The following is a 13,991-nucleotide window of genomic DNA, read 5'->3' on the forward strand; positions in this document are numbered from 1 at the left end:
ACGCGGGGGCGAGCCAAACCGGCGCAGACGCGCCGAGGGGGCTCAGTCATCCTCGTCGAGCTGCGCGAGGATGTCGTCGCTGACCTCGCCGTTGGCGTAGACGTTCTGGACGTCGTCGGAGTCCTCAAGGGCCTCGAGGACGCGGAACATCTTGCGTGCCCCGTCGGCGTCGAGCTCGACCTGGAGGGCGGGCACCCAGGAGGCCTCGGCCGAGTCGTAGTCGATCCCCGCCGCCTGCACGGCGGTGCGGATCGCGACGAAGTCGGCGGCCTCGGAGACGATCTCGAAGCTCTCGCCGAGGTCGTTGACCTCCTCCGCACCGGCGTCGAGGACGACCTCGAGCAGGTCGTCCTCCGACAGGGCGCCCTTCGGGACGATGACGACGCCCTTGCGGTGGAAGACGTAGGAGACGCTGCCGGGGTCGGCGAGCTGACCGCCGTTGCGGGTCAGGGCCGTCCGCACCTCTGCGGCCGCGCGGTTGCGGTTGTCGGTGAGGCACTCGATGAGCACCGCGACACCGTGCGGCGCGTATCCCTCGTAGGTGATGCTCTGCCAGTCCGCGCCGCCGGCCTCGGCCCCGGAGCCGCGCTTGACCGCGCGGTCGATGTTGTCGTTGGGGACCGAGGTCTTCTTGGCCTTCTGGACGGCGTCGAAGAGCGTCGGGTTGCCGATGACGTCGCCACCGCCGGTGCGGGCGGCGACCTCGATGTTCTTGATGAGCTTGGCGAAGAGCTTGCCCCGCCGCGCGTCGACGACGGCCTTCTTGTGTTTCGTCGTTGCCCATTTGGAGTGGCCGCTCATGATCTCTCCCTCACCATCTCGACGAACAACTCGTGGACCCGCGTGTCGCCGGTGACCTCCGGGTGGAACGAGGTGGCGAGCAGGTGCCCCTGGCGAACGGCGACGATCCTACCCGCGGCGGGCCCGCCCGCGACACGGGCCAGCACCTCGACGTCCGCCCCGATGTCCTCCACCCACGGTGCGCGGATGAACACCGCGTGCACCGGGGTGTCCAGCCCGAGCATGTCGATGTCCTCCTCGAAGGAGTCCACCTGACGCCCGAAGGCGTTGCGCCGCACCGTGATGTCGAGCCCTCCGAGGGTCTGCTGGTCGGCCCGGCAGTCGGCGATCCGGTCGGCGAGCATGATCATCCCGGCGCACGACCCGTAGACGGGCAGCCCGGCCGCGATCAGCGCCCGCAGCGGCTCGAAGAGCTCGAGGGCGCGGACGAGCTTGTCCATCGTCGTCGACTCCCCGCCGGGGATGACGAGGCCCCGTATGCCGTCCAGCTCACGCGGGCGACGCACGGCCTCGACCCGCGTGCCCAGACCCTCGAGGACCCGGATGTGCTCACGGACGTCGCCCTGGACGGCGAGCACGCCGATCAGGGGCGGCGGGAGGAGACCGGAGGAGCTCATGGCGTGGAGCTCATCCGGCTCACGGCGGCTCATCCGGCTCACGCGGTGGGCCTCAGCGGACACGGACGAAGGGGCGGCGGTCGCTGTCGCAGCCAGCGGCGGATACCGGGCGAGGACGTCCCTGCGTCGGTGCGAGATGGTGCGGTCACAGCCCCGAACCCTACGTCGCCGCGCGCAGAGGTCCCGCACGGAGTCGGATACGGTCACCAGCATGGACTCCACGGAGCGGATCACGGACCGGTTGACCGCTCGCGCCCTCCTCCTCGACACGCAGCACGCGGCCGTGGACCGCCGGGCGGCGTTCGTCATCCCCGATGGCACCGTCTACCTCGACGGCAACTCCCTCGGCGCCCTGCCCCGGGCCGTGCCCGACGCCGTCGCGGACGTCACGACGCGACAGTGGGGTCAGCGGCTGATCCGGTCGTGGAACGAGTCGGACTGGTGGAGTGCCCCCGAGCGTGTCGGCAACCGGATCGGCGAGCTCGTCGGCGCCGGCGCCGGGCAGCTGGTCGTGACCGACTCGACCTCGACCAACCTCTTCAAGGTCTTCGTGGCGGTCTCCCGGATGGACCCGGGGCGCACCCGGGTGCTCATCGACCCCGACTCCTTCCCCACCGACCTCTACGTCCTCGACTCGGCGGCCCGGCTGACCGGCCTCACCGTCGAGCAGGTCCACCCCGACCGGGCTGCCGACCGCATTGCCGAGATCGGCGACGAGCTCGCCCTCGTCGTCTACTCCTCCGTCGACTACCGCACGGGGGAGCTCTGGGACCTCGCGGCGATCACGCAGGCGGCGCACCGGGTCGGGGCGTTCGCCCTGTGGGACCTCTGCCACTCGGCCGGCGCCATCGACGTGCGCCTCGACGACGACGGCGCCGACTTCGCGGTCGGGTGCGGCTACAAGTACCTCAACGGCGGACCCGGCGCCCCCGCCTGGATCTACGTGCGGACCGAGCACCAGGAGAGGTTCCACAACCCCATCGCCGGGTGGCACGGACACGCCCGCCCCTTCGGGATGGAGCGGGACTACGACCCCGCCCCCTCGATCAGCAGGGCCCGGTCGGGCACCGGCCCGATGCTCAGCCTGCTGTCGCTGGAAGCCGCGCTCACGGCATACGACGGCCTGTCGATGGCCGACGTGCGGGCGCGCTCCCTCTCGCTCACCGGGTTCTTCATCGAGTGCCTCGGTGGTCTCGGCATCGACCTGCCGCTCGCGACGCCGGCCCAGGACGGGCGGCGCGGCTCCCAGATCTCGCTGCGCCACCCTGAGGCGTATGCCGTGGTGCAGGCCCTCATGGTCCGCGGGGTCATCGGGGACTTCCGCGAGCCGGACCTCATCCGGCTGGGGTTCGCGCCGCTCTACGTCTCGCACGCGGAGGCGTTGGCAGCCGCAGAGCACCTCTCGCACGTGTTGCGGGACAAGGAGTTCGAGAGTGAGGGGCTCGCCAGGCGGGCCACCGTCACATGAGCCGGCTCCTGCTGAGTCAGATGCGCGAGAGCGCCGTTCGGCTCGTCGCGTCCTTCGACGACGACGCCCGGGCGGCTGGGCTCGGCCCGTTCGGTAGCCCCGACCGGCGGGTCTGGACCTACCTGCCGGGCCCACGCCCCGGCGTCAGGCTCGGCGACCTCGACGCGCAGCAGCGGGGTCTCGTCAGGGACCTCGTTGCCTCCGCGCTCAGCGACTCGGGCGCCCGCACTGCCGACGAGGTGATGGAGCTCGACGGCGTGCTGCGCGACCTCGAGCGTGAGGAGGGGCTGGGTGGCTCGGAGCGGCGGGACCCTCGTCACTACTGGTTCCGGGTGCTCGGCGACCCCGCTGGCGAGGTCTGGGCGTGGCACCTCGCAGGTCACCACCTCGCGGTCCACCTGACGGTGGTCGGCGACGAGGTGGCCGCGACGCCCCTCTTTTTCGGCGCCAACCCCGCTGTCGTGCCTCGCGGTCCGCGGTCGGGGTGGCAGGTGCTGGCCGCCGAGGAGGCGCTGGCACGCGACCTGCTGGGAGCGCTCGAGCCTGGTCAGCTTGCGGTCGCCGTCGTGTCGGCCTCCGCGCCGGACGACATCGCGACCCGGCACGACCCGGTGGCCGATCCATCTGTCGTGCCCGCGGGTCTGGCCCGGGGGGACCTCGACGTGGCCCAGCGCCGTCGTCTCGACGCGCTGGTGCGGTGCTACCTCTACCGGGTCCACGACGACCTCGCCGCCTGGGCGTGGCGCTCCGTCGTCGACGGCGGGCTCGACGCGGTGACGTTCGCCTGGGCCGGATCGCTGCAGCCGGGTGGCGGGCACTACTACGCCGTCAAGGGGTCGACCTTCCTGATCGAGTACGACAACACCCAGAGCTGGGCCAACCACGTCCACACCGTGTGGCGCGACCTGCGCCGGGACTGGGGCAGCGACCTGCTCGCCGCGCACCACGCGGCCTCACACTGACGAGGGACGTCCGCCCGGACGGGGCGTGCGTCGGGACCCCGCGGGGTGCGGCTCGGGGCGACGGCTTAGGGTCGTTGCATGGAATTTCGATACCTCGGCAACAGCGGGCTCAAGATCTCAGAGATCACCTACGGCAACTGGCTCACGCACGGATCGCAGGTCGAGAACGACATCGCCGCGCAGTGCGTGCGGGCGGCGCTCGATGCGGGCATCTCCACGTTCGACACGGCGGATGTCTACGCCAACACCGCGGCCGAGACGGTCCTCGGGGACGCCCTCAAGGGCGAGCGCCGGGAGTCGCTCGAGATCTTCACGAAGGTCTACTGGCCCACCGGGCCCGGTGGCAAGAACGACACCGGCCTGTCCCGCAAGCACATCATGGAGTCCATCAACGGCTCGCTCACCCGCCTGCAGACCGACTACGTCGACCTCTACCAGGCCCACCGCTACGACACGGAAACCCCGCTTGAAGAGACGATGCAGGCCTTCGCCGATGTCGTCCGGCAGGGCAAGGCCCTCTACATCGGGGTCAGCGAGTGGACAGCCGAGCAGATCCGCGACGGCGTCAGGCTCAGCAAGGAGCTCGGCATCCAGCTCATCTCGAGCCAGCCGCAGTACTCCATGCTCTGGCGGGTCATCGAGGACGAGGTCGTCCCCACCTCCGCGGAGCTCGGCGTCTCACAGATCGTCTGGTCCCCCGTTGCCCAGGGCGTCCTCACCGGCAAGTACAAGCCGGGACAGCAGCCGCCCCAGGGCTCGCGCGCCACGGACGAGAAGGGTGGCGCCGACATGATCAAACGATTCATGAACGACGACGTGCTCACCCGGGTCCAGGACCTCGAGCCGGTCGCCGACGAACTGGGTCTGTCGATGGCTCAGCTCGCTGTCGCCTGGGTCCTGCAGAACGACAACGTGGCTGCCGCACTCATCGGCGCCTCCCGGCCCGAGCAGGTGACCGAGAACGTCAAGGCGGCAGGGGTGCAGATCCCGAGCGAGCTGATGGCGCGGATCGACGAGGCCCTCGGCGACGTCGTCGAGCGTGACGCCGGCAAGACCACCGAGACCGCGCCGCAGAAGCGGGTCGCCTGACCGGAGTACGCCCTACCGGAGTGCGACGCTGTGGCCGTCAACCCGGCTGCCGTCAACCCGCCTGAAGGACGTCCTCCAGGCGGGTGGCAAGCTTGGGCTACCAGCCGCGCTCGGCGAGGCGGTGTGGCTGGGGGATCTCGTCGACGTTGATGCCGACCATGGCCTCTCCGAGGCCGCGTGAGACCTTGGCGACCATGTCGGCGTCGTCGAAGAACGTGGTCGCCTTGACGATCGCCTCGGCGCGCTGGGCGGGGTTGCCGGACTTGAAGATCCCGGAGCCGACGAAGACGCCCTCGGCGCCGAGCTGCATCATCATGGCCGCGTCGGCTGGGGTGGCGATGCCGCCGGCGGTGAAGAGGACGACGGGGAGCTTGCCGGCCCGGGCGACCTCCTTGACGAGCTCGTAGGGGGCCTGCAGCTCCTTGGCCGCGACGTAGAGCTCGTCCTCGGGGAGGTTCTCGAGGTGGCGCAGCTGCTGGCGGATCTGGCGCATGTGGGTCGTCGCGTTGGAGACGTCACCCGTGCCTGCCTCGCCCTTGGAACGGATCATGGCTGCGCCCTCGGTGATCCGGCGCAGCGCCTCACCGAGGTTGGTCGCGCCGCAGACGAACGGGACGTTGAACCGCCACTTGTCGATGTGGTGGGCGTAGTCGGCCGGGGTGAGGACCTCGGACTCGTCGATGTAGTCGACACCGAGGCTCTGGAGCACCTGGGCCTCGACGAAGTGGCCGATCCGGGCCTTGGCCATCACCGGGATGGAGACGGCCGCGATGATGCTGTCGATCATGTCGGGGTCGCTCATCCGCGAGACGCCGCCCTGGGCGCGGATGTCGGCCGGCACGCGCTCCAGCGCCATGACGGCGACCGCTCCCGCATCCTCGGCGATCCTGGCCTGATCGGCGGTGACGACGTCCATGATGACGCCACCCTTGAGCATCTCGGCCATGCCCCGCTTGACCTGCGTGGTGCCCGTCCGGGGGCCCTTGTCCTGATCCGACTCGTCGTGCGCCTGCTGTGTCACGTGCTTCTCAACCGCTTCCGTGCTCGTCCCTGCCAATCCGGACACAACCGTCCGGCGCACCCCCAATGATAGTGACCGCTGGGACTAACCCCGCAGCCCGGTCGGCAGCTCGTCGTCGAACTCCACGGTCGAGGGCAGCTCCGCGTAGCCGGCGAGACGGAAGAGGCGCACCGCGGTCTGGCGTCGCACCCGCCGCACGTCGATCACCGCGTCGTTGTGGAAGCGGCGGGCCAGCTGCACCCGGGTGCCTGCGGCGGCGACCCGGGCGATGGTCTCCCGGGTCAGCTCGTCGGTCTGGCGCAGTCCGGCGAGGACGTCGGGCGTCAGCGCCACCTCGAGGGCGTCGGTGAGGTCGGACTCGACCATCTCGCGGTCGTCCTCCTCCCCGTCCGCCACGGCGAGGGACTCCGACGCGGCCGCCGCGAGGATCAGCGTCGAGGCCGCGTCCAGGTGCCCGGAGTTTGCCAGCTCGAGGGTCGCCTCGGCCCGACGGACGAGCTGGGCGTCGAGCGCGGCGAAGGTGCCCTCGACGCGGGCATGCAGCCGGTCGAGGCGGGCGGCGTTGTAGGAGAGGTACCAGCCGAGGAGCACGATGACGACGACGCCGAGGGTGACCCACTCGAGCGTGCTCACGGACTCACCCCCCGTCCGGTCCGCAGCAGTCGCGACCACCGCGAGGCGACCTCGGTGGAGGGCCGCACCCGCAGTGCCCCCTCGGTGACCGTCTCGTAGACCGCCATGATGTCGTCCGCGACGACCGACCAGTCGAAGAGGTCGGCCCGCCCGCGGCCCGCGGCGGCGATCCGGGCCCGCGCGTCCGGCTCCCCGAGCAGCTGGACGAGCCGTCTCGCCAGGTCTGCACTGTCCTCGTTCGCGAAGGTCGCCCCGGCCCTGCCCCCGTCGAGCACGCGCACGAAGGCGGGCAGGTCGCTGGCCAGCACCGCCGCGCCCGCGCTCATGGCCTCGATGAGGATGATGCCGAAGCTCTCTCCCCCGGTGTTGGGCGCGAGGTAGACGTCGACAGAACGCAGCAGCCGGGCCTTGTCCTCGTCACTGACGGCGCCGAGGAACTCGCACGCCGCCGCGACCTTCGGCGCCATCGTCGCCCGGATGTCGTCCGGGTTGCCGGGTCCGGCCACGAGGACCCGCAGGCCCGGGACGGCACGCAGGACCGCGGGCAGAGCGGCGGCGAGCACCGGCATACCCTTGCGCGGTTCAGCCATCCGCCCCAGGAACGCCACGGTCGGGCGCTGCGGGGTGCCGACCCAGTCGGGATGGCGGGCGGCGAGGTCGAAGCGGTCCACGAAGACCCCGTTGGGGATGACGACCGCGTCGCCGCCGAGGTGCGTGGTGACGGTGCGGCGGGCGTCCTCCGACACCGCGATCCGGCCGGTGATCTTCTCCAGACTCGGGCGGACCATGGGGTAGGCCGCCTGCAGCGCGCGGGAGCGCAGGTTCGATGTGTGGAAGGTCGCGACGATCGGCCCCTCCGCGGCCCACAGGGCGAGGATGGCCACGCTCGGCGTGATCGGCTCGTGGAGGTGCAGGACGTCGAAGTCACCCGCCTCGAGCCACCGCGACACCTTGGCGGCGCTGATCGGCCCGATGTTGAGCCGGGCGACAGAACCGTTGTAGCGCACCGGGATCGCGCGCCCGGCGGAGACGACGTAGTCCGGCAGGACGGTGTCCTCGTCGGCCGGCGCGAGGACGCTGACGTGGTGGCCCTGGGCGATGAACACCTCGGCCAGGTCACGCACGTGATACTGCACGCCCCCGGGGATGTCGAAGGAGTAGGGGCAGACGATGCCGATCCTCATCGAGGACCCGTGTCCCCGGCCAGGTCGTCGAGGAAGATGCGCTGCAGCATGTGCCACTCGGCGGTGTGGACGGCGATCGAGGCACCGACGTAGTCCACGCACTGCTGGACCATCACGGCAACCTTCTCCTTGGTCGAGCCCTCCTCGGGCACCGGGATCTCCGGCGAGAACTCGATGACGAGGCCCTTGCGGCTGCCCGGCACGTGCGGCGCGTCCTCGTAGCGCACCGCCGCCGCGAACAGCGGTGCCTTCGTCATCAGGGCGAGGACGGCCGGGCCCTTGGCGACGCGGGCCCGGTGCCCGCAGAAGTCGACCTCGATCCCACCGCGGGTCAGGTCACGATCGGCGAGGAGGGCGACGAAGTCGCCCCGACCGACCGCTGCCTTGAGCCCGGTGAACGGGTCGTCCCCGCCGGTCAGCGGCAGGATCGTCATGCCGAGGGTCTCCCGGAAGTCGAGGAACTCCCGGAAGACCTCTTCCGGCTCGAGCCGCTCGACGACGGTCGTCACCGGCGCGAGGTGGGTCGTCGACCAGGCGGCAGCGCTGTCCCAGTTGCCCATGTGCGGGACGAAGACGACCGCCGCACGACCCTCGGCGAGGGCCCGGCGCACGGGTGCGTCCCCGGTGGCCCGGGTCGCGGCCCCCATCTCCTGCGTGGTGCGGTCCCGGAGCCGGAACGAGTCGCAGTAGTAGCGCAGGTAGGAGCGCATGCCGTCGCGCACCAGGCGATCCAACGCCTCGGCGCCGAGCTCGGGCCGCACCCGGGCGTAGTTGGATCGCAGCCGCGCCACCCCCTTGCCGCCGCGACGCGTCGACACGTCAGCCACCAGGTCGAAGAGCCGGTATGCCGCGGTCGCCGGCAGTGCGCGCACGAGGGACCACCCCAGCCGGTAGCCGAGGACGACGACGGTGTCGACGGCCCGGTGGCGCACCCCGCCCAACCCTCCGACGAGCGCCCCGTCGGTCACGAGGGCTGGGTGCCGGCGGCGAGGGCCTGACGGCGGACCGTGAGCATGCGCTGCAGGACCGTGATGAGGCTGGCCACCGCGAGGAGCGCGAGGACGACGGTGAGCAGCACCACGGAGACGCCGAGACCGACGAGAGCGGTGGCGGCCAGGACGGCGAAGAGCCGGTCGGCCCGCTCGGCGATCCCCACGTTGGCGGTCATCCCGAGACCCTCGGCGCGGGCCTTGGCATAGCTGACGACCATGCCGAGGATGAGACAGGCCAGGGCGAGCCCCGCGGTCAGGAGGTTGTAGTCCGGCCCGGGCCCGGCGAAGTAGAGGACCAGCGCCCCGAAGATCGACGCATCACCCACCCGGTCGAGGGTCGAGTCGAGGAACGCCCCCCAGCTGCCCTCCCGGCCGGACATCCGGGCCATGACGCCGTCGACGTTGTCGCCGAAGATGAACAGGACGACGACCATCGTGCCCAGGAGGAACTGGCCGCGGGGGAAGAAGGCGAGAGCGCCGACGCAGACGCCGAGGGTGCCCACGACCGTGACGACGTCCGGGCTGATCCCCAGTTTGAGGAACAGCGAGGCGATCGGCGTCATGACCTTCGTCCAGGTCTCGCGCATGAGTCGGTTCAGCATGTCGGGCCCCAGCCTACTGGCCGGGAGCGCTGGGCCACGACGCGACGAGCCGGGACCGGACGTCCTCGAGGAGCATCGGCAGGGCCTTGGTCTGGGCGATGACCGGGAGGAAGTTGGCGTCGCCGCCCCACCGTGGGACCACGTGCTGATGCAGGTGCGCCGCGACGCCCGCGCCGGCGACCGCGCCCTGGTTCATCCCCAGATTGAAGCCCATCGGGTGCGAGCTGGCCTCGAGTGCGCCGATCGCCTGTTTCGTCAGGGCGGTGAACTCCACCGTCTCCTCGTCGCTGAGGTCGACGTAGAGCGACACGTGCCGGTAGGGGCAGACGAGGACGTGACCGGGGTTGTAGGGAAAGAGGTTCAGCACGACGTAGCAGTGCTCACCGCGGTGGACGATGAGCCCCTCGGCGTCGCTCTTGCCGGGGGCCGCGCAGAAGGGGCAGCCCTCCCCTGCCGCCTCGCTCGGCTTCTCCCCTCCGATGTAGACCATCCGGTGCGGGGTCCACAGGCGCTCGAAACCGTCCTCGACGCCGACGAAGTCGGCTGGGGTCTCGAGGTCCCCTCCTGGCCCGCTCATGGCCACGATCTTAGGCATGATGGCAAGCATGGTTTCCAGGGACACGCAGCCGCGTGGCTGAGTCAGGAGCGGCGCATCGGGCCGCCGGTGCGGCCGTGGCTCCAGGCGACGACCTGCGCCACGACGGACAGCGCGATCTCGCCGGGCGACTGCCCGCCCGTGTCGAGTCCGGCCGGCACGCGGAGCCGCTCCAAGGCCTCGTCTGCGATCCCTTCGTCGCGCAGGGTGGCGAGCAGGTTCTGCGAGCGGGACCGGCTGGCCATCATTGCGACGTAACCCGCGGCGCCCGCAAGCGTCTCACGCAGGACGGTGTCGGTGTCCGGGGCGTCGTGGTCGGTGAGGATGACTGCGTCGAACGGTGTCGGCGGGGTCGCCCGGATCTGGTCGAGCGGTGAGCCATGGGGGTCGTCGGCGTCGAGCACGACGACCATGCAGCCGACCACCTCGGCAATCGTGACCATGGCCTCGGCAATGGCATTCCGCGTGATGATGATGATCTGGCCCGACGAGGTGTCGCGAGAAGTGTCAGCACTCATACCGTCACGCTACGTCAGCGACCCACGTTCTGGAGGGCGTCGGCCCTGCGGTCCGCGGCGTCGATGCTCGCCCGACTGCTCAGGTCGACCCCGGCAGACGTCGCTGCCGCCCTCGCGGCGGGGGTGTTGAGGTCCGGCAGGACGAACTCCTTCGGCTTCACGCGCGCATCCTGGGCGGCATACGGGCGGGTCTGTGAGACAAGGCGATCGGCGGATGCAGCAGCCGCCTGCTGGACGGCCGTCGTGACGCGCAGCGCCGCTCCGGTGAGCCTGGTGCTGACGACCGGGGTGTAGCCGGAAGCGTGTCCCGCTCTGTTCGGGTGGTAGGAGTCGGTGATCGGGCTGGACAGGCCGTTGATCCATTCGGCGCTGGCGCAGACCGCGTGCCCGACGAAGGCGCTCGTCGGGTTGGCGAAGGTGAATCCCGCCGAGCCCGCCGCGGTCGCCAGCCGGCTGTTGAGCAGGTCGGCGGTGGCGTTGAGCCGCGTCTCCTCCGCCGGGGAGAACCACGTCAGCGCATTGCAGTCCTGGCCGTTGAACACCCGCGGGTATCCGACGATGACCACCTTGGCGTTGGGGGCCTTCACGCGGATGCTGGCGTAGAGCGTCGTCAGGCGGGACGGGAGGACGCCGTTGATGGTGGCCTGCGCACGGTCAATGGCTCCGTTGCAGTTGCTGAGCCACCCCGGCTTCGCGCACTCGGTGAGCACGCTCGCGAAGCCTGCGTCGTTGCCACCGACGCTGAGGGTGACGTATGCCGTGCTGCTGGCCAGGGCGCTCAGCTGCCCGGTGGTCACGTCGGCGACGGTGGCGCCGGAACAGGCCCGCAGGGTGAGGGAGAAGCCCCGGGCGGCAGCGATGAGGGAGGGGTAGGCGTAGACCGAGCGCTGGCACGACGTACCGTCGTTGAGGTAGGCCCGCGTCCCCACCCCCGAGGAGTAGGAGTCGCCGAGGGCCACGTAGGAGCTGCCGACGGCCTGGGCCGGCGAGGCGATGAACACGAGGGCCAGGGCGGCCGCGGAGGCAGCTCCGACGGACGTGATGACGGGGCGGGTCATCGCCATGGTGTCTCCAGTGCTCGACGTGACCGCTCGACGTCGAGCGGCCCCTCGGAGCATGGCATCGACCTGAGGCCCGCGCCCGTCGAAAACCGTCAGGCTTCCGCTTGCGCCCCACCGGACGGCTGGGCGCCGTCGGGCGATGTCGTGACCTGGGCTCGGGCCGTGACCGCGCCGGTGATCTCCGCGATCGCCTCGGCCACAGGGACACCGTTGCGCTGGGAACCGTCGCGGTAACGGAAGGACACGGCGCCAGCGGCCCGGTCCTCCTCGCCCGCGATGAGGACATAAGGCACCTTGGCCTTGCTCGCGTTGCGGATCTTCTTGGGGAACCGGTCGTCCGACGTGTCGAGCTCCACCCGAACGGCCTTCTCCCCCAGCCGATCCAGCACACCCTGGAGGTAGTCGTTGTATTCGTCGGCCACCGGCACGCCGAGGACCTGCACCGGTGACAGCCACACGGGGAACGCGCCGGCATAGTGCTCGACGAGGACCCCCAGGAAGCGCTCGATCGACCCGAACTTGGCGGAGTGGATCATCACCGGCCGCTGGCGCGAGCCGTCGGCGGCCTGGTACTCGAGCTCGAAGCCGCGTGGCTGGTTGAAGTCGTACTGGATCGTGGACATCTGCCAGGTGCGGCCGATCGCGTCGCGGGCCTGGACCGAGATTTTGGGCCCGTAGAAGGCGGCGCCGCCCGGGTCGGGGACGAGCTCGAGACCTGTCTCGGTCGCGACGTCCTCGAGGATTGTCGTCGCGGCGGCCCACTCCTCGTCGGTGCCGATGAACTTGTCGTTGTCGCCATCCCGCGTGGAGAGCTCGAGGTAGAAGTCGTCGAGGCCGAAGTCCTTGAGCAGCCCGAGGACGAAGTCGAGCAGGTGGCGGACCTCGGCCGGGGCCTGCTCCGGCGTGACGTAGGAGTGTGAGTCGTCCTGGGTCATCCCGCGCACCCGGGTCAGGCCGTGGACGACGCCTGACTTCTCGAACCGGTAGACCGACCCGAACTCGAAGAGCCGCAGCGGCAGCTCACGGTAGGACCGCCCGCGCGACCGGAAGATCAGGTTGTGCATCGGGCAGTTCATCGCCTTGAGGTAGTACGAGGCACCCTCGAACTCCATCGGCGGGAACATCGTCTCCTTGTAGTAGGGCAGGTGCCCGGAGGTGTGGAACAGCCCCTCCTTGGAGATGTGCGGCGTGCCGACGTAGTGGAAGCCCTCCTCGATGTGCCGCCGGCGGACGTAGTCCTCCATCTCCCGCTTGATCACCCCGCCCTTGGGGTGGAAGACCGCGAGTCCCGAGCCAAGCTCGTCAGGGAAGGAGTAGAGGTCGAGCTCGGCGCCGAGCTTGCGGTGGTCACGGCGCTCGGCCTCGGTCAGGCGGTCGAGGTAGGCCTTGAGCTCGTCCTTGGACGGCCACGCCGTCCCGTAGATGCGTTGCAGCTGCGGGTTCTTCTCGGAACCACGCCAGTAGGCCGCGGCCGAGCGCATCACCTTGAAGGCGTTGCCGAGCAGCTTGGTGTTGGGCAGGTGCGGTCCGCGGCACAGGTCGCGCCACGCCAGCTTGCCGTCGCGGCGGTGGTTGTCGTAGATCGTCAGCTCGCCGTCACCCACCTCGGCGCCGGCGCCCTCCGCAGCGTCGGCAGCGTTGCCCTTGAGGCCGATGAGCTCGAGCTTGTAGGGCTCGTCCTTGAGCTCCTCGCGGGCTGCGTCGTCGTTCGTCACGCGGCGCGAGAAGGTCTGCCCCTCGTTGATGATCCGCTGCATCGACTTCTCGAGGGCCTTGAGGTCATCGGGCGTGAACGGCACCTCGACGTCGAAGTCGTAGTAGAAGCCGTCCCGGATCGGCGGGCCGATCCCGAGCTTCGCGCTGGGGTTGACCTGCTGGACCGCTTGGGCGAGGACGTGGGCAGCCGAGTGGCGCAGGACGGCGAGCCCGTCCTCGGACTCGACGGTGACGGGCTCGACGACGTCACCTTCGGCAAGGAGATGGGCCAGGTCGACGAGCTGCCCGTCGACGCGGGCGACGACGACCGCGCGGTCACCCTCGAAGAGCTGGCCCGCCGTCGTTCCCGCAGTCACCACTCGCACGTTCCCAGCGACGGACACGGTGATATCGGCAGACACGGTGGCTCACTCCTTGGTCGGTGCCGGCAGGTGGTGGTGCCGACGCTCAGAGGCTCGGGGGGGGCGCCGTGTGCTCAAGGCGCGACCAAAGGTTATCTGCCCGCGTGACGGCCTCGCGACGTCGTTCCTGACGCAGCTCCCCTGACAGACCCGCGGTCGGGGTGATGAGTGCTGGATGACCTCGATCTCAGGCCCGGGTCGTCCCCACGGTGACCTCGTCGTGGACGGCAAGGTCACCCGGGACCGGCACCACGGCATACACGCCGGTGCAGGTCCCGGCGGTGGAGGTGACCTCGAGCTCGACGTCCCCGATCCGCAACCGCCGCCCAAC

Annotated in this window: 14 protein-coding genes; 3 read left to right on the forward strand and 11 right to left on the reverse strand. The window is 70.5% G+C overall.

Annotated features, from left to right (window positions below; genetic code table 11):
• Nucleotides 1-42: 42 nt before the first annotated feature.
• Both ACLL9L_RS18830 and pdxT read right to left on the reverse strand, forming a co-directional pair.
• A complete protein-coding gene (locus ACLL9L_RS18830; RefSeq protein WP_411286184.1) occupies nucleotides 43-801 on the reverse strand; it encodes a YebC/PmpR family DNA-binding transcriptional regulator in 759 nt (252 codons plus the stop codon).
• Nucleotides 798-1,418, reverse strand: coding sequence for a pyridoxal 5'-phosphate synthase glutaminase subunit PdxT (gene pdxT / locus ACLL9L_RS18835; RefSeq protein WP_411286185.1), 621 nt, complete (start codon nucleotides 1,416-1,418; stop codon nucleotides 798-800). The genes ACLL9L_RS18830 and pdxT overlap by 4 nt, the downstream gene beginning before the upstream one ends.
• A 211-nt stretch (nucleotides 1,419-1,629) precedes the next feature.
• Between pdxT and kynU the strand changes: the two genes are divergently transcribed.
• From kynU to ACLL9L_RS18850, 3 genes are all read left to right on the forward strand, one after another.
• A complete protein-coding gene (gene kynU, locus ACLL9L_RS18840) occupies nucleotides 1,630-2,886 on the forward strand; it encodes a kynureninase (RefSeq protein WP_411286186.1) in 1,257 nt (418 codons plus the stop codon).
• Nucleotides 2,883-3,848: a DUF3500 domain-containing protein gene (locus ACLL9L_RS18845; RefSeq protein WP_411286187.1), complete on the forward strand. Its 966-nt coding sequence runs from the start codon at nucleotides 2,883-2,885 to the stop codon at nucleotides 3,846-3,848. Before kynU ends, ACLL9L_RS18845 begins: the two co-directional genes overlap by 4 nt.
• Before the next feature lie 78 nt (nucleotides 3,849-3,926).
• A complete protein-coding gene (locus ACLL9L_RS18850) occupies nucleotides 3,927-4,937 on the forward strand; it encodes an aldo/keto reductase family protein (RefSeq protein ID WP_411286188.1) in 1,011 nt (336 codons plus the stop codon).
• 97 nt (nucleotides 4,938-5,034) lie between these two features.
• Here the strand turns inward: ACLL9L_RS18850 and pdxS are convergent, their stop codons facing one another.
• From pdxS to thrS, 9 genes are all read right to left on the reverse strand, one after another.
• Entirely contained in the window at nucleotides 5,035-5,958 is a 924-nt protein-coding gene (gene pdxS, locus ACLL9L_RS18855; protein WP_411286189.1) for a pyridoxal 5'-phosphate synthase lyase subunit PdxS, read from the reverse strand.
• Between the two features lie 84 nt (nucleotides 5,959-6,042).
• The gene (locus ACLL9L_RS18860; RefSeq protein WP_411286190.1) at nucleotides 6,043-6,591 is read right to left on the reverse strand and encodes a hypothetical protein; all 549 of its coding nucleotides are present in this window, start codon (nucleotides 6,589-6,591) and stop codon (nucleotides 6,043-6,045) included.
• Nucleotides 6,588-7,775, reverse strand: coding sequence for a glycosyltransferase family 4 protein (locus ACLL9L_RS18865; protein ID WP_411286191.1), 1,188 nt, complete (start codon nucleotides 7,773-7,775; stop codon nucleotides 6,588-6,590). The genes ACLL9L_RS18860 and ACLL9L_RS18865 overlap by 4 nt, the downstream gene beginning before the upstream one ends.
• Nucleotides 7,772-8,743 carry a phosphatidylinositol mannoside acyltransferase gene (locus tag ACLL9L_RS18870; protein ID WP_411286192.1) on the reverse strand — a complete coding sequence of 324 codons (972 nt, stop codon included), beginning with the start codon at nucleotides 8,741-8,743 and terminating at the stop codon, nucleotides 7,772-7,774. The genes ACLL9L_RS18865 and ACLL9L_RS18870 overlap by 4 nt, the downstream gene beginning before the upstream one ends.
• Nucleotides 8,740-9,369: a phosphatidylinositol phosphate synthase gene (gene pgsA / locus ACLL9L_RS18875; RefSeq protein ID WP_411286193.1), complete on the reverse strand. Its 630-nt coding sequence runs from the start codon at nucleotides 9,367-9,369 to the stop codon at nucleotides 8,740-8,742. The genes ACLL9L_RS18870 and pgsA overlap by 4 nt, the downstream gene beginning before the upstream one ends.
• A 13-nt stretch (nucleotides 9,370-9,382) precedes the next feature.
• Nucleotides 9,383-9,964, reverse strand: coding sequence for an HIT family protein (locus ACLL9L_RS18880; RefSeq protein WP_411286194.1), 582 nt, complete (start codon nucleotides 9,962-9,964; stop codon nucleotides 9,383-9,385).
• Between the two features lie 44 nt (nucleotides 9,965-10,008).
• Nucleotides 10,009-10,482 (reverse strand): XdhC family protein, encoded by a 474-nt coding sequence (locus ACLL9L_RS18885; RefSeq protein WP_411286195.1) that lies wholly within the window; start codon nucleotides 10,480-10,482, stop codon nucleotides 10,009-10,011.
• Nucleotides 10,483-10,496: 14 nt separating this feature from the next.
• On the reverse strand, nucleotides 10,497-11,546 hold the full coding sequence (locus ACLL9L_RS18890; RefSeq protein ID WP_411286196.1) for an SGNH/GDSL hydrolase family protein: 1,050 nt from the start codon (nucleotides 11,544-11,546) through the stop codon (nucleotides 10,497-10,499).
• An 89-nt stretch (nucleotides 11,547-11,635) separates the two neighbouring features.
• Complete coding sequence (gene thrS, locus ACLL9L_RS18895) at nucleotides 11,636-13,660, reverse strand: threonine--tRNA ligase (RefSeq protein ID WP_411286197.1); 2,025 nt, start codon at nucleotides 13,658-13,660, stop codon at nucleotides 11,636-11,638.
• Between the last annotated feature and the right edge of the window lie 331 nt (nucleotides 13,661-13,991).

Origin of the sequence: Lapillicoccus sp., assembly GCF_046595215.1 — a bacterium.
Lineage (GTDB): Bacteria > Actinomycetota > Actinomycetes > Actinomycetales > Dermatophilaceae > Lapillicoccus.